Source organism: Burkholderia sp. L-4 (assembly GCF_056856535.1).
In genome coordinates, this window is record NZ_JBXEOX010000002.1 from 140,811 (window position 1) to 164,826 (window position 24,016).

The window sequence follows — 24,016 nt, forward strand, 5'->3', positions numbered from 1 at the left end:
TCCGCGCGCCCGCGCGGCTTGCGCGGGCGCGTCCCGATTTTTCTAATGTTGAATCGCGGGTAGCGGTTCGGCGGGATGCGGCGCTTACGCGCCCCACACGTCCTTGAACACGCGCACCCAGTTCTCGCCCATGATCTTGCGGATCCGCGACTCCTTCCAGCCGTGGCGTTCCATCGCCGCGGTCAGGTTCGGGAATTCGCCGATCGTGCGGATGCCATCCGGGTTGATCACCTTGCCGAAGTTCGTCAGCTGGCGATAGCGGCCCTTGTCATGCGTCAGCATGTCGAAGAACTCCTTCGCGAAATCCTGCGTGAAGTCCGTGCCGATGCCGACCGCGTCTTCACCGATCAGGTTCACGACGTAGTCGATCGCCTCGATGTAGTCGTCGATGTTCGCTTCGATCCCGCGCTTCAGGAACGGCGCGAACATCGTCACGCCGACGAAGCCGCCCGCATCGGCGATCTCCTTGAGCTGCGCGTCGCTCTTGTTGCGCGGATGCTCCTTCAGGCCCGACGGCAGGCAGTGCGAGTAGCACACCGGCTTCTTCGAGAACGCGATCGCTTCCGACGACGTGTTGCTGCCCACATGCGACAGGTCGACCATGATGCCGACGCGGTTCATCTCGGTGATCACTTCGCGGCCGAAGTCCGACAGCCCGCCGTCGCGCTCGTAGCAGCCGGTGCCGACCAGGTTCTGCGTGTTGTAGCAGAGCTGCACCACACGCACGCCCATGTCGGCGAACGCTTCGATGTAGCCGAGGTTGTCCTCGAATGCATGCGCGTTCTGGAAGCCGAGGATGATCCCTGTCTTGCCTTCCTTCTTCGCGCGGAAGATGTCGTCCGTCGTGCGCACGAGCGTGAGCAGCTCGCCGTTGTCGCGGATCTTCTTCTTCATCACGCCGATGTTGTCGACGGTCTTGGTGAAGTTCTCCCACACCGACACCGTGCAGTTCGCGGCCGTGATGCCGCCCTTGCGCATGTCCTCGAACACCGGCTTCTCGAACTTCGAAATGTTCAGTCCGTCGATGATGATGCTGTCCTGATGCAGCGTGCTCATATCCGCTCTCGCTCGTGGGTCTGTTCTTGTGGGATCGATCAGTAGATCGGGAAGCGCTCGCAAAGCGCGAAGATCTCGCGGCGCACGCGCTGTTCGGTCGCGGGGTCGCCTTCCGGATTCGCGCGCAGCGCGTCGAACACCTCGAGGATCAGGCGGCCGATTTCGCGGAACTCGGCCACGCCGAAACCGCGCGTCGTGCCCGCCGGCGTGCCGAGACGGATGCCCGACGTGACGGTCGGCTTCTCGGTGTCGAACGGGATGCCGTTCTTGTTGCAGGTGATGCCCGCGCGTTCCAGCGCCTGCTCGACCGGCGCGCCCTTCAGGCCCTTCGGGCGCAGGTCGACCAGCAGCAGGTGGTTGTCGGTGCCGCCCGTGACGAGATCGACGCCGCCGGCCTTCAGCACTTCGCCGAGCGCCTGCGCGTTCGCGAGCACGTTGTCGATGTAGGTCTTGAAATCGGCATGCAGCACTTCGCCGAACGCGACGGCCTTGCCGGCGATCACGTGCATCAGCGGGCCGCCCTGCAGGCCGGGGAACACGGCCGAGTTGATCTTCTTCGCGATGTCCTCGTCGTTGGTCAGCACGAAGCCGCCGCGCGGGCCGCGCAGCGTCTTGTGCGTGGTCGACGTGACGACGTGCGCGTGCTCGACCGGGTTCGCGTGGCGGCCGGCGGCGATCACGCCGGCGATGTGCGCCATGTCGACCATCAGCTTCGCGCCGACGCTGTCGGCGATCGCGCGGAAGCGCGCGAAGTCGAGCGCACGCGGGTAGGCCGAGAAACCGGCGATGATCAGGTTCGGCTTGTGTTCGTGGGCAAGCGCCTCGACCTGGTCGTAGTCGATCCGCATCGTGTCGCGGTTTACGCCGTACTGAACGGCGTTGAACCACTTGCCCGACAGCGCCGGCTTCGCGCCGTGCGTCAGGTGGCCGCCGGCATCCAGCGACATGCCGAGCACCGTGTCGCCCGGCTTGGCCAGCGCGAGCATCACCGAGCCGTTCGCCTGCGCGCCCGAGTGCGGCTGCACGTTCGCATAACCGGCGTTGAAGATCTGCTTCACGCGCTCGATTGCCAGCGCCTCGACTTCATCGGCGAACTCGCAGCCGCCGTAGTAACGCTTGCCGGGATAGCCTTCCGCGTACTTGTTGGTCAGTACCGAGCCTTGCGCCTCGAGCACGGCGCGCGACACGATGTTTTCCGACGCGATCAGCTCGACCTGCGACTGCTGACGCTCGAGTTCCTTCAGGATGGCGCTGCGCACCGGCGCGTCGCGCTCGGCAAGGGGCTGCGAGAAGAAAGGCTGGGTGTTCGACATAGTGCGTCCGTGACGAAGAATAAAGGGCTGCAACCGAAGCTCAAGGCCCGCCCTGCCTGGGTTTCCCGCTACGCCAGTGCAAGGCTGCCGACGGCTCTATTCTTGTCGTTCGGATTTTCGGCGGATTGATGAATTTAGACGCGTTCTTTGCCTTTTCCGCCATGCGCGTCCGTTTTGTACAAGTGACCGGTCGTGCTTTTCGGGATGACCAACCCAAACGGTATCGGCCGTTCACCTATGGATACGCACACCGGCAGTGCGTTTGCCGCCCGGTCGGGGTGCGGCATGTCACGGTTACGGTGCAGTGCAGCATGGGCCTGACGCCCAGGCAACGTATGGAGCTAGGGTTTAGCCGTATGGCACGCTTGTTGCGCTCGCTCACACAATACCGCAGCCCGATGCGTGCCCTTCGGGCATAAAGCTATTAGAGATTCTAGGAACGCTCCCCATGTCGCCCGACCGCACAGCGTCGCTGTCCCACTTCGCGTTCATGCCGTTACCGAATTTCACGATGATCGCGTTCACCAATGCGATCGAGGTGCTTCGGATGGCGAACTACCTGAGCGGCCAGCCGCTCTACCGCTGGTCGGTGATCAGCCCGGACGGCGGCCCGGTCACGGCGAGCAACGGCCTGACGGTCGACACGGGCCCGGCCGAATGCGCGGGGCAGCCCGACATCGTGTTCGTGTGCGGCGGCGTCGACGTGCAGCGTGCGACGACGCCAGCCCATCTGTCGACGCTGCGCCGTTTCGCGCGCTCGGGCATCCCGCTTGGCAGCCTGTGCACGGGCACCTATGCACTCGCGAAGTCGGGACTGCTCGCGGGCTACGCGTGCGCGATCCACTGGGAGAACATGTCGGCGCTGAAGGAAGAGTTTCCGGACACGCGCTTCCTGAAGGAACTGTTCGTGATCGATCGCGACCGCATCACGTGCACGGGCGGCGTCGCGCCGCTCGACATGATGCTGAACCTGATCGCCGCGCGCGTGGGCACCGCGCGCGTCACGCAGATCGCCGAGCAATTCATCGTCGAACACGTGCGCGACACGAGCGCGCAACAACGCATGCCGCTCGTCGCGCGGCTTGGCTCGGCGAACAAGTCGCTGTTCGAAGTGATCTCGCTGATGGAGAACAACATTGAGGAGCCGCTGTCGCGCGAGGAACTCGCGCGGCTCGCGAACATGTCGCAGCGGCAACTGCAGCGCCTGTTCCGCGAGCACCTCGGCATGACGCCCACGCATTACTACCTGACGCTGCGGTTGCGCCGCGCGCGCGAGTTGCTGCTGCAGACCGACATGTCGATCATGCACATCACGATGGCGTGCGGCTTCCAGTCGGCGTGCCACTTCAGCAAGAGCTATCGCGACGCATTCGGCGTCGCGCCGACGCGCGAGCGCCGCAAGCAGGTCGCGCCGCTGTCGCAGGGTGCCGCGAGCGGCGGGTCGAGTTTTCCGGTCCATTCGCTCCATGCCTGAAGCCGGAGCCGAGCCGGGTGTGCAATCAGGCGGTTGAACCGGATTTTTCGGACGACATCGAGCGCGCGCTGCCGCCGCGGCTTGCGATGCCGATTACCTTGTCGGTACATCCGGCCGGCCTGCCGCTCCCGCTCAGTTGTACTGGATCACGAAGTTCAGCGTGGCATTGCCGCTGCCTGCGGTGATCGTGCCTGTCGTGGGCGCATACTTCGCCTTGCCCGAAAAGCGGTAGACCTCGCCGTCCGGGCTCGAGCGGTTCCAGTCCATCGTCAGCGCGTCGGCCTGGGTGAATGGCAGCTTCACGCCCTTGTCGCTCGTCAACGCAATGCCGACACCGGCGGCGACACCCGGCGTGCCGCGTCCAGTCAGACGCAACAGGCCCGCAGCCTCCTTGTCGCCTTCGAAGTACACCTTCACCGGCAGCGGATTGCCCGGCTTGTTGGTCCCGCACGCGACTTCAAGCGAGAACGGATGTTCCGCTGCCCGGCCGCCCTTGATCCGTTCGATCGGCTCCTTGTCCATCCGCACATTGGTGACGGGCGTCGTGGTCTGGCAGCCGCCGAAATAGATGTTGTTCGTCACCTGTGTCGTGCCCCTCCCGTTGATATGGCGACGGAGGATCTTGCCGGACGGATCCTTGGCGGCATCGAAGACCGCATTGAACGCGAGCGATACGGTGCCGCCCGGCCCCACATTCTTCGCCGTTCTGACCAGTTCCGCTCTCACCTTGTGCGGCGGATACAAAACGGGCGCACCGCCTCCCAGAATCGTGGATCCACTGGGATAGGTCATCGGCGGAATATCTCCTGCCGCGTTACCGAAGTCGACAAATACAAATCTCACGCCAATGCCATCCACGCTGGTTTTGTATACGCCTTTGTATCCGGAAACCAGTTGACCATCCGGTACCGTCATCGACAATGTAGCCTTGGTGTCCCAACACGCGGTGCTGATTCCGGTCCCCGCCGCCGCAAACGTAACCTCGGCGCGCGCCAGCACGTCGCCAACAGGCGCCGCCGCGACGTTCATCGTTGCGGGAAACGTCACGTTGTAGGTGCCACCGGCCCACTCACCGTCGTTGTCACAATAGCCCAACGCGGTCCCCGACCAGATCAACGAGCCGACAACCATTGCCGCTCGAAGCCAGCGAAGCTTTTTATCAAAAATGCCATTCATTTCGACAAAATCCGTGATGTTGAAACGTGCTAAAAACGTCACGCGCCGGTTGGGCCTTGACGGCATGACACCGCAAGGCGACATCGTGTGACGCCTCGGTTTGTCAACGCGGACGAGAGATGAATCAGGTATCACGGGAAAGTCATTGCCGTTTCCCGTTCAGCCTATCTCGCGCGTGGCTTCCAGTCGGCGAGCCATTCCAACAAACGCTGTCGCGACGCGTTCGGCGTCACGTCGACGCGAGAGCGCTGCACGCAGGTCGCGGCGCTCTCGCGGGGGGCGAACGGTGTTCGAGCTTTCCGGGCCATTCGCTTTATGCCTGGAGCCCATGCTGAGCCGAATGTTCAATCAGGCGGCTGAACCCTATTTTTTCGGACGATATCGCGAACACACTATCGCCGCGGCTTGCGACGCCGATTACCTTCTCGGTACATCCTGCCTGTCAACCACGCTCAGTTGTACTGGATGACGAAGTTCAGCGTGGCATTGCCGCGGCCGGCAGTGATCGCGCCTGTCGTGGGCGCATACTTCGCCTTGCCCGTAAAGCGATATACCTCGCCATCCGGGCTGGAGCGGTTCCAGTCCATTGTCAGCGCATCACCCTGGCTGAACGGCAGCTTGACGCCCCTGTCGCTCGTCAACGCGATGCCGACACCGGCGGCAACACCCGGCGTACCGCGCCCGGACAGGCTCAACAAGCCTGCTGCCGCGTTATCGCCTTCGAAGTACACCTTCACCGGCAGCGGATTGCCCGGCTTGTTGGTTCCACATGCAACTTCGAGCGAGAACGGATGTTCCGCTGCCCGGCCGCCCTTGATCCGTTCGATGGGCTCCTTGCCCATTCGTATATTGGTGATGGGTGTTGTCGTCTTGCAGCCGCCGAAGTAGATGTTATTGATTACCCGCGTCGTGCCTCGCCCGTTGATGTAGAGCTGGGTCATCCCGGCAGCACCGAAGGCTGCGTTGAACGCGAGCGACACGCTGCCGCCGGATGCCACATTCGTTGCCGTTCTGACCAGTTCCATTCTCACCTTGTATGGGGCGATATAATAGGAAGTAGGGTAGTTGGGATTCCCCCCGATGGCAGACCACGGCGGAACATATTCTCGCGTTCCTACAAACACGAATCTCACGCCAATACCGTCTACATTGGTTTTATAGACACTGTTGTACCCGGGCACCAGTTGGCCATCCTGCACCGTGATCGTAAAGTCGATCCGATCCGGAGACCAACACGCGACGGTCTTGCTGGCGTCGAGCGCCATGTATTCAATCTCGGAACGCGCCAGCACCCCGCCCACCGGGGCAGCCGCGATGTTCATCGTTGCCGGCAATGTCACGTCGAAAGTGTTCAGCCTCCAAGAACCACTGTATCGGCATTCGCCAAACGCAGCCCCCGCCCAGATCAACGAGCTGGCAACCATTGCTGCCCGCATCCAACGCAGTTTCTTTTCAGACATTCCGTCCCTTTCAATAAATTCCATCACGTGCAGACGTGTGATGTGTGTCATCCGGTGGTCGGTAAGCGACAGCATGGCCGCGCGAAGCAGAACGGCAGCGAGGTTTTGGAAATGGTTCGATGATGCAGCGTCGTTTCCCGTATCTCCGGATGGAGAAGTGCCGTTCGAATGCGCTTCAGCGCGCGCCAACAACCGTACCGGCACGCATGCACATCGCCGCCTGCCGCTCGTAGGCCAGTTCCTTGTTCTGCGTCGGCAATTGATAGGACAGCTTGCAGCTGTTGTCGCCCCACCGCACGTCGAGGCTACCCCTGTCCTCGATGCCGAACACCAGCAGGCGCGACTGGTTGTCCACCATGCCCAGCAGCTTGCCCTTCGCGTCGTAGGCTTGCGCGCCGAACGGCACCTTGCCGCCTCCGTCCTGACCCAGCTCGAACTGCACCCGGCGCCCCGATTCCGCTTCGAAGCGGGTCCTCACGATGGCCCCGCGAGTCGGGACCACCGACTTCGCGTTGTCGGTGATCTCGGTCTGCGTGCCGATGCTCGACGGATCGATGTTCAGCCAGTTCTGACGATACGGTTGCAGATACGGCACGACCGCGTAGCCGCGCCGGTCGGTGCGGATCGTCGACGCTCCGCCGAACGTCACGTCGCGCACCTTCGGCACCTCCACCACCGCGAACGTCTCGCCGAGCGGCTGGCCGAGCGTGATGCCGCCGCCATGCACGACGACGGAGCCCGATACGCCCGCGTCGAAATGGCGGCCCGAACGATCCTGCGTGAAGTTGCCGGTCAGCTTCGCGTTCCGCGTATCCCAGCCCGCGCTCACGCCGCCCGAGCCGCCGCCGCTGCGGCTGTAGCCGGTCTGCACGCCGTAGTTGATGGTGTTGCTGTCGTTCAGGTAACCCGACGCGCCGGTCTGCACGTTGAATTCGCCGCGCGTCGACGACACCGCGTTCGCGTACAGGCGATGCGAACTCGACGCCTTGCCCAGCGGAATGCTCACCGACACGTTGAACTGCGTGTCCGGGCGCCCGAACGGCCCCGACTCCTGGATGTGCGACGCCGACACGCTGTAGCTGACGTTCTTGTAGCTGTTGCTGTAGCCGACCTGCAGGCGCCGACTGTGTCCTTCACCGTTCCAGTAGGTCGTGTCGCCGATGCCGGCGAACATCGAGCCACTGCCGAGCGGCTGGTTGACGTTCACGTCCAGCCGGCTTTTCTGACGCGCGATGCGCGGCCCGTAGGTGCGATCCGTGTCTTCGACGTGCTGGCTCAGCGTGCGGTAGCCATCCGTCGAATAGCGGTAGCCGACCATCGTGAACGTCGTGTTGGTCGAATGGAGCGTCTTCGAATACAGGAACCGCAAGCTCTGCCCTTGCCGGGTGCCCGACGACGTGCGCGACCGGCTCGTCGTGACATCCAGCGACATGCCGCCGATGCGCGTATTCACGCCGATACCGAGAGCGGCCGCCACGTAGTTTTCCGCGGCGATGATGCCGCCATAACCGGTGAAGTTGTCGGACATGCCGTACACCAGCGTGCCCTGCGTGAACTTCGGGCTCGACTGGCCCTGGACGCGATACTGACCGGCGGAAAACGCGTACCGCAGGCTGCCGCGCCGAACCATCACCGGCAGGTACGAGTACGGCTGGGTGAACCGGCGCACGCGGCCGTCGGCTTCGGTAATCCGGATCTCGAGGTCGCCGTTCGAACCGCTCGGATAGATATCGGTGATTTCGAACGCGCCAGGCGGCACGGGCGTCGAATAGATCACGTAGCCGTTCTGCCGCACCTCCACGACCGCGTTGCTCTCGGCGATCCCGCGCACGATCGGCGCAAAGCCGACTTCGCTGTCCGGCAACATGCCGAGATCGGTGCCGGCCTGCGCACCGACGAAGCGCACGCTGTCGAAGATGTCGCCCGACGTATACAGTTCGCCGGCCGCCACCTTGCTGCGCAGACGCCGGATGTCGCGCTCGACGTAGGTACGGTTGCTGGTGAAGCTGCTCTTCGCGCCCTTGGTGCCGGTAAGCGCCGATTCGTTGCGGAAGCGCCAGCCGCCGGCATTGAAGCCACTGCGCAAACCGACGAAGTAAGACTCGTTGCCGTAGCCGCTGCCATCGTTGCGGCTGTAGTTGGCCTGGTAGTCGGTGTACAGCGCGGGGATGCCGTCGTCCCACAGCGACTGGTCGACGTAGCCGCGCGACGTGCGCGACACGTAGAGCTGCGGAAAGCTGATGTTCAGCGAGAGCGTATTGGACTCGAACTCCACCGAAGCGCCATCCGCCACGGCGGGCAAGTCGACGATCGTCTCGTCGTCCGCGCCTGCAGCGATACGCCCGTCCTTTTCCAGCCGCGCGATGTTGACGCCGGCCGTGCGCAACAACCCGAGCGTCACCATCGGCTTGACGGTGCCGTCGGCGTCCGCGCGGAACGCGACGTCCTGGCGCTTGGCCAGCGTGTGATTCAGGTAGATGTCGACGTCGTAGCGGCCGGGCGACACCGCGCTGCCCTTCTCGAAGTAGCTCAGCTCGACCGGCCCTTCGCCCTTGCGCAGAAAGGACTCGTTGAACTCGACCGCGTGGCCGGTCGCAGGCAGTACCAAACCGATCAATGCAAGGCACGGCGCGCCGATTTGCGCGGCGGTCCAGACATCGACTTCCTTCCTGACGTTCTCCATACCCTTTCTCTATGTTGATTCACCTCCCGAGTGGCATCGCAGGCGCGAACGGTCCACTCCCCACGGCAAGGGCCCGGGGATGACGAAGTTGAGGAGCAATACGACCTGCGGAACCGGCGATGTCAGCCGGCAGTGCCGTCATGGGCTTCGACGGCACCGTAGTCGTTGATCGATTCGAAGTGGACCTTGACGCCGGTCTCCGCGGCGGAGGCCGGCAGGCCCTTGACGGCGAAATGACGCGTGGCGGAAGGCGGCACCATCTCGGCTTGCGCGTCATAGTCGCGACCGCCGCTCTGCACCTTGACCGATGCCAGCGACACGAAGAAGGGCGACGGATTGTTGACTTCGAGTTGTGTCTGGCCGTCGCGTTGAACCACCTTCCAGCGCAGTTGCGCGGGCGCTTCCTCGACCTTGCCGGGCAGTCCGGCGGGCCGGTAGAAGAACTTGATGCGCTGACGCACCGCAATCTGCAAAGTGTTGTCGTCCCTCGCTTTCTGCGGAATCTCCTGCACGTTGAGCCAGAACACCGACTCGCGATCGCCGGGCAGGCCCTGACCGTAGTAAAGGACGCGCAGCGTCTGCTGCTTTTCGCCGCCGAGGCGGTTCAATGCCGGCGTGATCGCGAAAGGCACGTCCCCTTTGCCGTCGCTCGTGTCCATCCACGACTGGATCATGACGTCGGCCGACGCGCGGTTGCGAACCAGAATCGACGCCTCCTTGCTCGGCGCGGCCAGCACGACGCGGGTTCCGTCGAGCGTCACGCCGGCGAGCGAAGCCGCCGAAGACAACAGCAGGGAGCCGGCCAGCGCCAGTCCTGCAAAGTGGAATCGTTTCATGTCGAACAGAAAGTCGTTGATCGGGCGGGAAAGCAGCGCCTCCCCGCCCGGAGGTGGATTACTCGTAGGTCAGCGTGAACGGCAGCGTGCCGTTTGCGGTGCCGGCCACGATGTCGACGCCGTTCTTCACGTAGCCGGCGCGCATCGCCAGGTTCGCCGTGTAAGTCGGCGCCGCATCCGTCCCGCCCTTCACCAGCGGTGCGTCGAACGTCTCGTTGGCGTTCAGGTTCAGCAGCGTGCCGGCGGTGTTGTAAATACCGATGCCGACGCCCGCGGCCGTGCCGGTGGTCTTCAGCAGCTTGTTGTTGGTGCTGTCGACGCCCGAACCGCTGGCCGGGTCGAAACGCACCTTCACCGTGGTCAGGCCCTTCGCGGTCGAGCCGCAATCGAGGACGAGGTTGATCGCGGTGCCGGCCGCGATGCCGCCGCCGGCCGTGCCGCCCAGCGCGTCGGTGCTGACCTTGCCCAGCTTGACGTCGATCGACTGCTCGCCCTTGCCGCCGGTCACCGACGTGCCGTTGCCACCCGTGATGCCGCACGATGCGGCCACGATCTCGCCCGTGAAGTTGATCGTGCCGTCCGCCGCGTGAGCCGCGTTCATCGCCGCGAATGCCAACCCCGCTGCCGACATCATCATTGCAATCTTTTTCATTTCTGGTTCACTCAATCGTTAAATGAGAATCTTGAGCGGCCTCGTTCCGATCGGATACGCGCCGCTCAATCATATGTACAACTAACTTCATGAAGATTTACAATTCCTTCGTTTCCTCCACCGGCTGAAAATGAGTGAATGGAATCCCTACCCGTTTGACAGGGCCCCGCCGCGAACGTACAACTCGCGGATGTCGAACGTGCCGAGCGCCGCGCGGCTCGATCTCGTCATCGAACACGCGTGTGATTGCCGTCGACAAATAATTGTCGACCCATCACTCCAGTGAATCGTCGTGACGATGTGGCCGATGCCGTCGAACTTGCTGATGATGCTCGACAGGCCCCGAGAAAGCGTCGAGCGAACGATCATCCGTTCTCGTTGGTGGCGAGCACGGAAACGCCCTGATTACATTCGTACAGCTCGCGTCAAACCCCATCCCCCATCGTCGTCCCGCTTTCCGGAAGACGTCGCACAGCGATATCGATTTCTTGTATGCAATTTTAGGGATCGCTCTATCTGCGATCTATGGAACTCGAACTATATTTTCTTGAAAATAAATAGTACAAGTACGATATTTGAAATTTCCGGCTGCACTCCCGAGCCATTACGTGAAACGTTATAAACGGAGCACGGTAACCGTCGCCCGCACCCGCTTCGGGCCGTCGGTTCTTGATGCCGGACCTGGTCGTCGTATCCGCTTCGAACAGGTTCCGGCAGATGCGACGCAGGATCGCAAAGTGTCGGGCGGCGTTTTTACGCGAATCCTGCACGGGTCTTCACCGCAGGTCACGATCTCGAAAACAAAAATGCCGTTCAGTTTCATCAACTGAACGGCATCCGGTTTGCCAGACTGATTTCTTCCCGCGCTTACGATCCCCACACCTGCATTTCGTAGAGCGAATAGCCCCACTGCGTCGCGCGCTTCGTGCCGAGCATCCGCACGTAACGACCGCTTCCGTTGAGATTCGGCAGCGTGACGTGGTTATATGAACCGCCGTTGCTCGTCGAATAGAGCGTCGTCCAGTTGACGTTGTCGTTCGATGTCTGGATCTGATAGACGAGCGCGCCCGCATCCCAGTACAGGTCGACGTGATCGATGTGCTTCGTCGCGCCGAGATCGACCGAGATCCATTGCGGATCGACGCCCGCGCCTTCCGGCGAATCCCAGCGCGTGCCCGTCGCGTTGCCGTCGAACGCCTTGTCCGCCGTGAGCGACGCGTTGTAGCTCGCCGACGCCGCGGCCGGACGGCCCTGCGACAGCAGCGTCATCCGGGCGGTGGACGGCCCGCCGTAATAGCTCGACCCGAGCTTCGCCTTCGTCGTGTCGGCATTCACGCCGAACTGCGACAGGCTCCAGCGCTGGCCGGTCGTCACGTCGCCCACATAAAGCTGATAGCCGCCCGCGGTCGTCGACGAGAAGAACAGGTAGTTCGTGCCGCTCGCCGGCGCCGGATCCGAGTTGTTGCTCATGCAGTCGTTGAGCGCCAGCGCATTCGGCACCGACGCCGGGTCGGCCGTCTTCGCATAGATCTGGTCGGCCCCGCCGCTGTCCTTCCAGCGCGCGTAGTACACCATGCCGTCCGCACGCACGATCGGGTAGTACGTCTGCAGCCCGGCCGGATGATCGAACACGGCGGTCGCGCCGGTCGCGATCGTGCGCTTCATCAGCCCCATGCTCGAGCCGGTGCCGGTCGCGTAGTACACGGCGCTCGCGTCCGGCGCGAGGAACGGCATCGAATACTCGGCGCCGGCCGGCGCGTTCGTCAGGCTCACCACCGACGTGAACGCCGGGCCCGCGCTCGTATACGACAGCGTCGCCTGCTTGATGTCGCCGTTCTGCTTGAACACGAGCGTCTTGCCGTCCGCGCTGAACTTCGGGTCTTCGTTGCGCGTGGCGCCCGTGCTGTTCGTCATGTTGACGGGCGGCGTGCCGGCGCCGAGCTGCAGCATGAAGACGTTCCATGCGCCGTTGCTGATGCCCATGAACGCGAGCCACTTGCCGTCGGGGCTGAACACGCCGTTCATCGGATCGGTGATGCCCCACGTGCTCTTGCTCAACTGGGTCAGCGTATGCGCCGAAAAATCGTAGAGGAACAGCTGGCTCGTGCCGTCTCCGTACTTGACATAGCTGTGATAGACAAGCTTGCCGGTCAACGCGGCGGGAAACGTCGCGTTCGGCTGGGCGGCGGGATTGCTGGTACAGGTTGCGGCTGCGGCGCCGCTGAACAGGTTGAGGGCGAGGCCGGCCACGAGACCGGCGACGAGAGTTTTCAATTTCACGCTGGATGCTTCCGAGTAGGGTCAGGATGCCGCGGACGAGAACCCGCGCACGCCACTGGGTCATGGAGCCACGGCCGTACGGGGTGGATTCCGTCTCGGTCGGTCATCGGGAATGGAACGTGCTGGAGAATGCCTGTTTATCAGACGAAAGAACAGCATCAGAGCACTCAAAAAACATGCGGATCAGCGATTCGGGGCGCGCTTGCACGCGACGGGTGCCGTGCCCTACTCTGTTTTTCAGCGAGGCTTCGAGCGGCCGGGGGGCAGGCATGAAGCGATATGCGGCGCTGGCACAGACGATCGCCGACGCGATCCGGCGCGGCGACCTGGCAGCCGGCGAGCGTATCCCCACCGTGCGCGCGGCATGCCGCGCGCATCGGGTCAGTCCATCCACCGTGTTTCGCGCGTACTACGCGCTCGAAAGCGAGGGTCTGATCGTCGCGCGGGCACGGTCCGGCTATTTCGTGGCGGACCTCGACGACAAGCACGTGCGGTTCGGCCACGATCCGCCGCGCAAGCCGGGCACCGCGCCAACCGGCGAAAAAGACGTGCTGTTCCGCCTGCTCGACTCCCTCCGACGCGAGGACGTCGTGCCGCTCGGCTCGGCGTTCGCCAGCTATTCGCTGTTCCCGATGAGCAGCCTGTGGCGTCACGTCGCGTCCGCGGCCCGCAACATGGACCTTTCGAAGCTGCTGTCGGGATTGCCGCCCGGCAACGATGCATTGCGACGACAGATTGCCCTGCGTTACTTGAACGCGGGCGCCGCATTGCCGATGGACGAAATCGTCATCACGACCGGCGCGCTCGAAGCGCTGACGCTCAGCCTGCAGGCGCTGACGCGCCCCGGCGACCTCGTCGCGATCGAACGGCCCGCGTTCCACGCGGTGCTGCAGACCGTGCAGCGCCTGCACCTGAAGGCCGTCGAGATTCCGGTCGACCCGCGCGCGGGCCTCGACCTCGATGCGCTTGCCGCGGCGCTCGACGCGCATCCGGTACGCGCGTGCTGGTTCATGACGTCGTTCCACAACCCGACCGGCGCGACGTTGACCGACGAACGCAAACGCGCGCTGATCGACCTGCTCGCGTCGCGCGGCGTGCCGCTGATCGAGGACGACGTGTATGGCGAGCTGCATTTCGGCCCGTCGCCGACGCGGCCCGCGAAACTGTATGACGACAGCGGGCTCGTGCTGCATTGCGGGTCGTTCTCGAAGTGCCTCGCGCCCGGGTTCCGGATCGGCTGGGTCGCGGCGGGACGCTTCGCGCAGCAGATCCGGCAGGCCCAGATCACGCGCGCGCCGGCTGCCGACGTGCCTGCGCAACTGGCGATTTCGAGCTACCTGCGCGACGGCGCATACGACCGCTTCCTGCGCAAGCTGCGACGCAATCTCGCCGCGCACCAGGCGCAGATGCTCTCGGCCGTACGGGCCTATTTTCCGGCGGACACCGAAGTGTTCGCGCCGCGCGGCGGGTATTTTCTATGGATCGAACTGCCGCCGCACGTCGATGCGATGCACCTGTTCGACGCTGCCATGGAAAGCGGCGTCAGCATCGCGCCGGGGCCGATCTTTTCCGCGACCGGCGGATTCCGCCGCTACCTGCGGCTCAACTACGGCCGGCCGTGGACGCCGGCCGTCGAGCGCGCGATGGAGACCGTCGGAACGCTCGCGGCCCGGCAACGACACGACGGTTAGCGCGAAACATGCGGCCCGCGACGACCGACATCGCCCTTGCGTTTCGCGTGCAACCGGCCAAGAATGAACGTCGGGCAGCCGCGGACGAACGGGTTCCACAAGTCCGATGTTATGGAGAATCGCATGAACACCGACTGCGAGCGACGGCCAGCATGTGCTCCGGCGGCGGCGCCCGCCCGCCGCTGACGATGCGCGTCCTGCCCAACCGGCACGTTCGCGCGCGCGATGCGTGGCGCGCCGTGCTGAATGCGCGCGTCGAATCGCGACCGTGCACCGCTTGCCGCTGCAGGGAATGCGGTTTCGTGGCTCTCCACGCACTCGAGCATTGCCCCGTCTGCGGCCAATGGGACTGGCCGTTCGATCCGGTTCGCCGCACGCCCCGCCACGCACACGCGATGCATGCGCGGCGATCCTTACACACGTGGCCGTCGCGCATCGCGCGTACGTTGCGCGACGCGGCCTTCCGGCAGCCGAGCGCGTCGAGCGCACCGATCCTGAGCATCGTGACACTCGTGCTGCTGGTCGGCGGTTATGTGATGGTCGACCGCACCTGCAGGACCGATCCCGTCTGTAAAGGATCCGGCGCACCGTCCGCGTCGGCGACCGAGACGCATCCGCTTGCGGCGAACGATCCGGTGCTGCCCGTGTTGCCGGCGCCGGCCTATCCGTTTCATTCGACTGACGGCGCGCAGCAGGCGGCCATTCCGCCCCGCGGCGATGCGAACGCCACTCCGCCGGCAAGCAAGATGCAGGTTGCACAGGCCGCGCCGTCGATGCGCGCCCCCGACCGGAAACGCGCCGACACGGTTCGCGTGGCGGACTGGAAAAGCAGCCGCGATGCCGCGCATCGCACGCATCCGATGCGTCGCGTGAGCCTGCCTGTTCGCCACCGGCGGTACACCGCATCCGGCCACGCCGAGATCGCGAAACTCTATCGCGGCCACTGAGCGCGGGCCTCGCCGCTCGCACTGGACGATTCGCGTTCCGAACCGATCTTCCGCCCCCCTCGATCGCCTCGGGCCCGCAACAAAAACGGGCGGCCCGTTTCCGGAGCCGCCCGTTTCCTTCGATGCGCAGCGAACGAACGCTAGCGCATCAGGCCGCCAGCAACCCGTGCGGGTCGATGACGAATTTGCGCGGCGCGCCGCCGTCGAACTTCTTGTAGCCTTCCGGCGCCTGGTCGAGCGAAATCACCTCGACGTTGACGATCTTCGCGATCGGCAGCCGGTCGAACAGGATCGCCTGCATCAGGTTGCGGTTGTACTTCAGCACCGGCGTCTGGCCCGTGAAGAACGAGTGCGACTTCGCCCAGCCGAGGCCGAAACGGATGCTCAGGCTGCCGTGCTGCGCGGCCTTGTCCTTCGCGCCCGGATCGTCCGTCACGTACAGGCCCGGGATGCCGATCGCGCCGGCCGGCCGCGTGATTTCCATCAGCGAGTTCAGCACCGTCGCGGGCGCTTCCTCCGCGTGGCCCGACGAACCGTGGCCGTGCGCCTCGAAGCCGACGCAGTCGACCGCGCAGTCGATCTCGGGCACGCCGAGGATCTGCTCGATCTGCTCGCCGAGCGATGCGTCCTTCGACAGGTCGACCGTCTCGAAGCCCATCGCGCGCGCATGCGCAAGCCGTTCCGCGTTCATGTCGCCGACGATCGTGACGGCCGCGCCGAGCAGGCGGGCCGACGCCGCAGCGGCCATGCCGACCGGGCCCGCGCCCGCGATATAGACCGTCGAGCCCGGCTTCACGCCCGCGCTCACCGCACCGTGATAACCGGTCGGCAGAATGTCGGACAGGCAGGTCAGGTCGCGGATCTTCGCCATCGCCTGGTCGCGGTCCGGGAATTTCAGCAGGTTGAAATCGGCGTACGGCACGAGCACGTACTCGGCCTGGCCGCCGATCCAGCCGCCCATGTCGACGTAGCCGTAAGCGCCGCCGGCGCGCGACGGGTTCACGTTCAGGCACACGCCCGTATGCGTGTCCTTGCACATCGCGCAGCGGCCGCAGGCCACGTTGAACGGCACCGACACGAGATCGCCGAGCTTCAGCGTCTCGACGTCGCGGCCCACCTCGACCACTTCGCCGGTGATCTCGTGACCGAGCACGAGGCCGACCGGTGCGGTCGTGCGGCCGCGCACCATGTGCTGATCGGAGCCGCAGATGTTCGTGCTGACGACTTTCAGGATCACGCCGTGGCCGATCGCGCGGCCGCTCGGGTCGACCATTTTCGGATAATCGATTTTCTGGACTTCGACCTGGCCCGGTCCAAGATAGACGACACCTCGATTGCTGCTCATCGTATTGTCTCCATGTCTCGTTGGATGACGCCGCGGCGCGCCGGCTCGTGCGGCGCACGCGCGACGTGCTGTTCGAGAGTAGTCCCGGAGACAGGGGCGCCGATGTCTCAAACGCGACATGCGTTTGATCGACGCCGACATCGATGGCGGAAATACGAAAGTCGGACGGGAACCGCCGGGCAGGATCCGGACCGGACGCGCGGGGGTCGGACCGGCCCTCGCGGCCGGCTCTACCCCTTTCCGCGACGGGCGCTACCCGCCCAGATTCTCGCGGACGATCGAAGCGGCCGCCGCCTCCGCGTCGCTCGCCACGCCATCGTGCACGCGCGTGCTGACGGCCGGCGTCGGCGGCTCGCTGTCGAGCGCATGGCCGTTGCGGTCGTGCGTGTCGACCGTCGCACGCATCGACAGCCCGACGCGCAGCGGATGCGCGGCGAGATCGCGGGCATCGAGCGCGATCACGACCGGCACGCGCTGCACGACCTTGATCCAGTTGCCGGCCGCGTTCTGCGACGGCAGCATCGAGAATGCGCTGCCCGTACCGGCCGAGAAACCCTGCACGCGGCCGCGATAGGTGATCCGCGAGCCGTAGAGATCCGACACGACCTCGACCGGCTGGCCGACGCGCATGTGGCGGATCTGCCCTTCCTTGAAATTCGCCTCGATCCACAGCCGGTTGAGCTGCACGACCGACATCAGCGGCACGCCGGGCCCGACCTGCTGGCCGACCTGCACCGAGCGTTGCCCGATCGTGCCGTCGACGGGCGCGACGATCGTCGTGCGCTTCAGGTTGCGGTACGCGAGCTTGAACTGCGCGGCCGCCTGCACGACGGCCGGGCTTTCGTCGACGGGCAGCTTGCTGCCGAGCGCGCGCGCCGCGTCGAGCTGGGCCTGCGCGGCCGCGAGGTTCGCCTGCGCGCCGGCCACCGCCGCGCGCGCACGCGCGAGTTCCTCGGGCGCGACGATCTCGACCGACGCACCCGAGCGAGCGGCAAGCGCACGCTGCGCGAGCGACAGATCAGCGCGCCGCGCATTCACGGCCTCGACGTACATCGTGTTCGAGATCTTGGCGTTCGCCACCTGCCGCACGGCCTGCGCGAGCTGCGCCTTCGCCTGCGCGAACGCGACGGACGCTTCGGTGTCGTCGAGCTTCACGAGCGTCTGCCCGGCGCGCACGGCCTGCGTATCGGCCACCAGCACGTCGGTCACGGCGCCCGGGATCTGCGCGGCGACCTGCACGATGCTGCCCGCGACGTACGCGTCGTCGGTGTCTTCGTAGTAGCGGTCGCTCAACAGCCAGTAAGCGATCCACGCGATCGCCGCCAGCAGCACGATCGCGAAGAACACCGTGAAGCGCTTGCGGCGCGTCGCGCGGCGCGCATCGAGTGCCGGGTCGGTCTGTGCGGCCGGCGGCGCGGCGGTATGAAGGTTGTCGTGGTGCATCAGTCGCTTTGCGTGACGATCAGTCGATCGTGCTGGAACAAGGGGATCGGCTGGCTAACCGACGGGGCCGGCGCCGCGTTCGTCGCTGCCGTGCGCGCCAGCGCCCGCGTGCCGCGCAACGCCGCGTCGTCACGCCGCACGGGTGCCGTTGCAGGCACGGCCGCGACACTTGCGACGGTAGCGGCCGGCGACAGGGACGCGCTCGCCGTACGCGCATTGCTCGACGGTGCGGCCGCCGCGGCGCGGATCGCCGCACTAGACGCCACCGGAGCCGGCGCCCCGCGCCTGGCCGCCCCGCTGCGCGCCCGATGCACGGCCGGTGCCTGCGCCACCGTTGCGCCCGCATCGAACCCGCCGCCGAGCGCGCCGATCAGACCGACGCGCAACGCCCGCTGCCGGCCGAGCAACGCGATCATCTGCGTGCGCTCGTCGATCAGCGTGAGATCCGCGACATCGACGTCCTTCTGCATCAGCACGCCGCGCCGGTGGCGGTCGGCCGCGATCTGCACGATCTTCTGCGCGGCCGCGACCGCGTCCTGTTGCTGCGCGACGAGCGTCTGCGACGTCTGCAACGACGTGACGAGCTGCGCGACCTGCCCGAGCGCGTCGTCGACGGTCTTGTTGTACAGCCCGATCGCGACGTCGGCCTGCGCGACGTCCGCGCCAAGCTTCGCCTTCAGCCGGCCGCGATCGAAGATCGGCAGCGAGATCGCCGGGCCGACGGAGCCCGCGAGCGAATCGCGCGAGAACAGCGACGCGGGCGTCAGCGCGAACACGCCGCCGAGCGCGACGAGGTTCACGTCCGGATAGAACTGCGCGCGCGTCGAATCGGCATTCGCGAACGCGGCTTCGACGCGCAGCCGCGCGGCGACGATGTCGGGCCGGCGGCCGAGCAGATCGGCCGGCAGCCTGGCGGGCACGGCGCCGCCCGCGAACGCGCCGACGCGCGGCCGCTGCAGCGCGAGCCCGCGCTCCGGGCCGCGGCCCGACAACACGCCGAGCTGCAGTTGCGCGAGCTTGATCTGCTCGTCGTTCAGCGCGATCTGTTCGAGCAGGCGGCTGCGCTTGATCGACGCGTCGCTCGCGTCGTACGCGTTGTCGAGGCCGCGCGCGGTGCGCTCGCGCAGCACGGCCGTCACGCGCTGGCTGATCGCGAGCTTCTGCTGCAACAGGTCGCGCACCGCGTACGCCTGATCGAGCTGGCAGTACACGGTGACGATCGCGACGGCGAGCGTCAGCCGCACCTGCTCCGCTTCGACGCCGGCCGCGTCGCGCAGCGACATCAGGCTCCTGGTCGCCGCGCGGTTCTTGCCCCACAGGTCGAGCTGGTAGTTCAGGCCGACGAAGATCGACGACGGCGATACGTTCGGATCGCCGAAGATCTGCACCGGCACGCGATAGCCGCCGGCCGTCACGTCGGCGATGTCGCCCGGCTTCGGCATCCGCGCGCGGCTGATCGTGGCGCCGGCCGTGCCCGTCAACCCGGTCAGCGAATCGAATTGCTGAAGCTGTGCCTGTGCGATCCGCAACCGCGCCTGTGCGACCTGCACATCGGGACTGTTCCGCGACGCCTCGGCCACCAGCTCGTCGAGCTGCGGATCCTGGAGCTGCTTCACCCAGTCCGGTGCCGGCCATGCGCCGTTCGCGCCGGGCCCGGCCGTATGCGCGAGCGCGTCGTCGGCCGGCGCACGCAGCGACAGCGAAGGCAGGAACCCCGACGGCACGCATCCGCTCAACGCGAGCAACGCGGCCGCCGCCGCGATCGTCGCGCCGCCCCTCACGCCGCGCGCCGGCCCCGCCGCTTTCCTCGAACGCCGCATCGTCACCCCTGCCGAACGCGCTGCGCACGCGCGGCCAGACGCGGCCGCGTGCGTTCGAGCGGGCCGAGCCGGCCGAACAGGCCGTCCGCGACACCGAACAGGATGCCGGCCAGCTTCGCGCGCTTGTCGCGCTCGACGAGCGCGATCTGCACGACCTGCCACACGGTCAGCAGGTTCGGCACGATCGCCACCGGAAAGCGCAGCCCGTACTGCATCCCGAGCTGCACCGCATTGCGTGCGCTGTAGTAGCGCCGTTGCCACGAATGATTCATCGACGTCATTTCAAAAGGGCCGATCGCGTGCCGCTGCTTCGCGCCGATCCGGTGCGGCAGCACCAGCGACGGCACGACATAGAGCGGCACGTTGCGCGACAGCGCGCGAAAACTGTATTCGGTGTCGACGTGATCGATGAACAGCGTCTCGTCGAAGCGGCCGAGCAGGTCGAACGCGTCGCGCGACACGACGCAGCCCGACGAGATCAGGAACGCGCAGCGCTGCAGCGGCGCGCCCGGCTCGATGCGCAGGCGGCGCAGGCCGATGCCGTTCGTCGCGAGTTCGGGCAGGAAGCTGCGCGCGTTTTCGTCGAAGATGCGCGGGCCGGCCAGGAACGCGCGCCCCGCGAGCCCCGCACAGACGTCGCGCATCACCGGGAAATAGGCGGCCGGCACCGACGAATCCTGGTCGAACAGCGCGACGGCGTCGATGCGATCGCGAAACAGCGCCGCGAGCCCCGCGTTGTACGCACCCGCGATCCCGCCGCGATTGCCGTGATGCAGCAGCGCGATGCCTTCCCTGTCGCACAGCGCGCGCGCCCGCGCATCGGGCCGCGGCGTGTTGTCGACGACGAGCAGCGCATCGCACGCGTGCCGCCACGCACGGAGCGCGTCGAGCTGCGCATCGCTCGGGTGATACAGGATCACGAGTGCGCCGAGTGTCGTCATGGTCTTCTCCTCAATGCCCGAACGACGCGGCCGCGCCGCGCTTCGGCCGCGTCAGCCACATCATCGCCGCGAGTGCGAGACACGTCATGCTCGCCATCCAGAACATGTCGTTGGTCGCCATCATGTACGCCTGCTGCATCACGACGTGGTGCAGCGTGGACAACTCGCGCACGCCGTCCACGCCCATCGCGTTCAGCGCGTGCACGAAGCGCTGCGTGTTCGCCGACGCGTGCGTGACCGATTGCGACACGGTGTCGTAGTGATAGGTCGCGCGGTTTTCCCACAGCGTGACGCTCATCGCGGTGCCGAACGCGGCGGACAGCGTGCGCAGGAAGTTCGACAGGCTCGACGCGGCGGCGAGCCGGTCGTCCGGAATGCGCGACAGCGTCGCCGCGGTCAGCGGAATGAAGAAGCACGGCAGCCCGATCCCCTGGATCAGCCCCGGCGCCGCGATCTGCGCGAACGTCATCTTCAGCGTGAAGTGCGCATCCCACGCGAGCACGGAAGCGAACACGAGGAAGCCGAAGGTCGCGAGCACGCGCGCGTCGAAGCGGTGCGCGTGAATCCCGACGAGTATCGAGAACACGAGCGCGAGCACGCCGAGCGATGCGGTCGCGAGCCCCGCGTGAAACGCGTTGTAGCCCATCACGGCCTGCATCCACAGCGGGAACACGACGCCGACCACCGAGAAGCTCATCATCCCCAGCGAGATGATCAGCACGCAGAACGAGAACGTGCGGTCGCGAAACAGGCTGAGATCGACGACGGGGTGCGCCTCGCCCGCTTCCCAGATCAGCAGCGACACGATCGCGAGCGTCGCGACCACCGCCAGCGTGACGATCAGCGGCGAACCGAACCAGCCGCGGTCGTGGCCGAGGTCGAGCATCGCCTGCAGCGAACCGACGCCGATCACGAGCAGCACGATGCCCGGCACGTCGATCGGACCGGCCGCGCCGCGTTGCGCGTCGGGGCGCAGCATCGCGGTGCACACCGCGAACGAGAACAGCCCGATCGGCAGGTTGATCAGGAAGATCCACGGCCACGAGAAGTTGTCGACGATCCAGCCGCCGACCACCGGCCCGAAGATCGGCGCGAGCAGCACGGTCATCGCCCACAGCGCGAGCGCGATCGTGCGCTTGTCCGGCGGGAACGTGCGCAGCAGGATCGTCTGCGACAGCGGCACCATCGGCCCGGAACACAGCCCCTGGAGCGCGCGGCAGATCACCAGCACGTGCAGGTCGCGCGCCAGCCCGCACAGCAGGGACGTGAGCGTGAACAGCAGCACCGCGCCGACGAACAGCCGCAGCTCGCCGACGCGGCGCGCGAGCCAGCCCGTCAGCGGCACCGCGATCGCCGCCGCGACCGAGTACGAGCTGATCACCCACGTACCCTGGCTGTTCGATACGCCGAGACTGCCGGAGATCGCCGGCACCGCGACGTTCGTCACGGTCGAATCGAGCACCTCGATGAAGGTCGCGAGCGACAGCGCGAACGTCAGCAGCGCGAGGCGGATGCCGCGCACCGGCTGCGCGGCCGGCGCGGGCGCGGGCGTGTCGAACGCGGACGGCGCGACCGGCCCGTCGTGAAGCGGCGACGCGGTGCTCATGCGCCGGCCGCCGCGAGATCGGCCCGCGCGGCCAGCCGGCCGCGCTTCGGCACGAATCGTTCGATGAAATCGGCGGCCGCCTCGCAACCGTCCGGCGCGGCCGCGAGCAGCGCGCGCATGCGCTTCGCATGCACCGCGAACGCCGGTTCGTCGAGCGCGCGAGCGAGCGCCGCGCCGAGCCGCGCACCGTCGACCGGGCCGTCGACGCGCACGCCGCAGCCGTTCGCGACGACGCGTTGCGCGTTGTCGAACTGGTCGTGCGCGAACGGCGTGACGACCTGCACGATCCCCGCCTCGCACGCGAGCGCCGCGGTGCCGATCCCGCCGTGATGCACGAGCGCGCGGCAACGCGGCAGCAGCGTACGCATCGGCACGAAGCGGCGCACGAGCAGCCGCTCGTCGCCCGGCGCCGCATCGTGCGGCGTCAGCAGGATCCCGCGCGCGCCGGTCGCGCGCAGCGCGTCCGCCACCGCGCGCGCGTAGGCCGCGTGATCGACGCGGGTCGAACCGGCCGTGAACACGACCGGGGGCTCGCCGGCCGCGAGAAACGCATCGAGTGCCACATCATCGTCGGGCGTCGCAATATCGTTGAACAGCGGAAAACCGCTCTGCAGATGGTTCGACGGCCAATCGGGCTGCGGCGGCGCGAACCAGGCGGGAAACAGGCACAGCACGCCGTCGGTGGAATGCAGCCAGCGGCCGAGCACGCGCCGCGCGGGCGTGAGCCCGAGCTCGCGGCGCACCGCGTCGAGCGCCGGGCCGCACACACGATCGAGCACCTGGCGCTCGATCAGCGTCATCAGCGCCGATTTCACCGGCAGCGGCCAGCGCGCGGGAATCGTCAGGCGCGGGTGCGTCGGCGGCGCATGCGCGGACAGCAGCGTCGACGGCGACACCTGCACCGACACGTAAGGCGTGCCATGCAGTTCCTGCATGAAGCGCGCGGAGAACGCCCACAGCGTGCCGACGAGCACCGTGTCGGCATCGGTCAGCGCATGCAGCGCGTCGTAATGCGGGCGCAGCGTCGGCGCGATCACCTGCCACAGCGTGCGGAACGACGTGCGCGGATCCCACAGTGCCGGGTTCTCCATCGCGGCGTCGTATTCGGCCGCGGTACCGACCGGCACGAACGCGAACCCGCAGCGGCGCACGGCCGCCTCGAACGGCGCGTGCGTGCAGAACACCACGTCGTGACCGCGCGCCGCGAGCGTGCGCGCGACACCGAGCAGCGGATGCACGTCGCCCGCCGAGCCGATCGCGGTCACGATCATCTTCGCCATCGCGCGCCTCGCG

Annotated in this window: 18 protein-coding genes; 4 read left to right on the forward strand and 14 right to left on the reverse strand. The window is 66.3% G+C overall.

Annotated features, from left to right (window positions below; translation table 11 throughout):
* Positions 1-84: 84 nt before the first annotated feature.
* Entirely contained in the window at positions 85-1,056 is a 972-nt protein-coding gene (locus AC1VVG_RS17440; protein WP_482835941.1) for a dipeptidase, read from the reverse strand.
* 38 nt (positions 1,057-1,094) lie between these two features.
* On the reverse strand, positions 1,095-2,369 hold the full coding sequence (locus tag AC1VVG_RS17445; protein WP_034186087.1) for a serine hydroxymethyltransferase: 1,275 nt from the start codon (positions 2,367-2,369) through the stop codon (positions 1,095-1,097).
* Between the two features lie 448 nt (positions 2,370-2,817).
* Here AC1VVG_RS17445 and AC1VVG_RS17450 point away from each other — a divergent pair, with 448 nt between their 5' ends.
* A complete protein-coding gene (locus tag AC1VVG_RS17450; protein WP_034186086.1) occupies positions 2,818-3,843 on the forward strand; it encodes a GlxA family transcriptional regulator in 1,026 nt (341 codons plus the stop codon).
* A gap of 132 nt (positions 3,844-3,975) precedes the next feature.
* On the opposite strand, the gene AC1VVG_RS17455 is transcribed toward AC1VVG_RS17450, so the two are convergent.
* The 5 genes from AC1VVG_RS17455 to AC1VVG_RS17475 form a co-directional block, all read right to left on the reverse strand.
* Positions 3,976-5,061 (reverse strand): fimbrial protein, encoded by a 1,086-nt coding sequence (locus AC1VVG_RS17455; protein ID WP_197423860.1) that lies wholly within the window; start codon positions 5,059-5,061, stop codon positions 3,976-3,978.
* A 410-nt stretch (positions 5,062-5,471) separates the two neighbouring features.
* Positions 5,472-6,554, reverse strand: coding sequence for a fimbrial protein (locus tag AC1VVG_RS17460; RefSeq protein ID WP_482835942.1), 1,083 nt, complete (start codon positions 6,552-6,554; stop codon positions 5,472-5,474).
* 100 nt (positions 6,555-6,654) lie between these two features.
* Positions 6,655-9,162, reverse strand: a complete 2,508-nt coding sequence (locus AC1VVG_RS17465; protein ID WP_482835943.1) for a fimbria/pilus outer membrane usher protein — start codon at positions 9,160-9,162, stop codon at positions 6,655-6,657.
* Positions 9,163-9,284: 122 nt separating this feature from the next.
* Positions 9,285-9,998 (reverse strand): fimbrial biogenesis chaperone, encoded by a 714-nt coding sequence (locus AC1VVG_RS17470; RefSeq protein ID WP_034186083.1) that lies wholly within the window; start codon positions 9,996-9,998, stop codon positions 9,285-9,287.
* Between the two features lie 58 nt (positions 9,999-10,056).
* A complete protein-coding gene (locus tag AC1VVG_RS17475) occupies positions 10,057-10,650 on the reverse strand; it encodes a fimbrial protein (protein ID WP_034186082.1) in 594 nt (197 codons plus the stop codon).
* Positions 10,651-11,258: 608 nt separating this feature from the next.
* Here AC1VVG_RS17475 and AC1VVG_RS17480 point away from each other — a divergent pair.
* On the forward strand, positions 11,259-11,480 hold the full coding sequence (locus tag AC1VVG_RS17480) for a hypothetical protein (RefSeq protein WP_367188711.1): 222 nt from the start codon (positions 11,259-11,261) through the stop codon (positions 11,478-11,480).
* A gap of 37 nt (positions 11,481-11,517) precedes the next feature.
* Here the strand turns inward: AC1VVG_RS17480 and AC1VVG_RS17485 are convergent, their stop codons facing one another.
* Entirely contained in the window at positions 11,518-12,930 is a 1,413-nt protein-coding gene (locus AC1VVG_RS17485) for a discoidin domain-containing protein (protein ID WP_226227886.1), read from the reverse strand.
* 269 nt (positions 12,931-13,199) lie between these two features.
* Between AC1VVG_RS17485 and AC1VVG_RS17490 the strand changes: the two genes are divergently transcribed.
* Together AC1VVG_RS17490 and AC1VVG_RS17495 are read left to right on the forward strand one after the other, a co-directional pair.
* Positions 13,200-14,621 carry an aminotransferase-like domain-containing protein gene (locus AC1VVG_RS17490; protein ID WP_200087895.1) on the forward strand — a complete coding sequence of 474 codons (1,422 nt, stop codon included), beginning with the start codon at positions 13,200-13,202 and terminating at the stop codon, positions 14,619-14,621.
* 188 nt (positions 14,622-14,809) lie between these two features.
* On the forward strand, positions 14,810-15,568 hold the full coding sequence (locus AC1VVG_RS17495) for a hypothetical protein (protein WP_482835944.1): 759 nt from the start codon (positions 14,810-14,812) through the stop codon (positions 15,566-15,568).
* A gap of 148 nt (positions 15,569-15,716) precedes the next feature.
* Here AC1VVG_RS17495 and fdhA read toward each other — a convergent pair whose 3' ends face one another.
* The 6 genes from fdhA to AC1VVG_RS17525 form a co-directional block, all read right to left on the reverse strand.
* Positions 15,717-16,913: a formaldehyde dehydrogenase, glutathione-independent gene (gene fdhA / locus AC1VVG_RS17500; protein ID WP_006488979.1), complete on the reverse strand. Its 1,197-nt coding sequence runs from the start codon at positions 16,911-16,913 to the stop codon at positions 15,717-15,719.
* 252 nt (positions 16,914-17,165) lie between these two features.
* Positions 17,166-18,356, reverse strand: a complete 1,191-nt coding sequence (locus AC1VVG_RS17505) for a hemolysin secretion protein D (protein ID WP_482835945.1) — start codon at positions 18,354-18,356, stop codon at positions 17,166-17,168.
* Entirely contained in the window at positions 18,356-20,176 is a 1,821-nt protein-coding gene (locus AC1VVG_RS17510) for an efflux transporter outer membrane subunit (RefSeq protein ID WP_482835946.1), read from the reverse strand. Before AC1VVG_RS17510 ends, AC1VVG_RS17505 begins: the two co-directional genes overlap by 1 nt.
* A gap of 2 nt (positions 20,177-20,178) precedes the next feature.
* The gene (locus tag AC1VVG_RS17515) at positions 20,179-21,117 is read right to left on the reverse strand and encodes a glycosyltransferase family 2 protein (RefSeq protein WP_034186076.1); all 939 of its coding nucleotides are present in this window, start codon (positions 21,115-21,117) and stop codon (positions 20,179-20,181) included.
* 10 nt (positions 21,118-21,127) lie between these two features.
* On the reverse strand, positions 21,128-22,723 hold the full coding sequence (locus AC1VVG_RS17520; RefSeq protein ID WP_482835947.1) for a DHA2 family efflux MFS transporter permease subunit: 1,596 nt from the start codon (positions 22,721-22,723) through the stop codon (positions 21,128-21,130).
* On the reverse strand, positions 22,720-24,003 hold the full coding sequence (locus AC1VVG_RS17525; protein ID WP_069245997.1) for a glycosyltransferase: 1,284 nt from the start codon (positions 24,001-24,003) through the stop codon (positions 22,720-22,722). The genes AC1VVG_RS17520 and AC1VVG_RS17525 overlap by 4 nt, the downstream gene beginning before the upstream one ends.
* Positions 24,004-24,016: the final 13 nt, after the last annotated feature.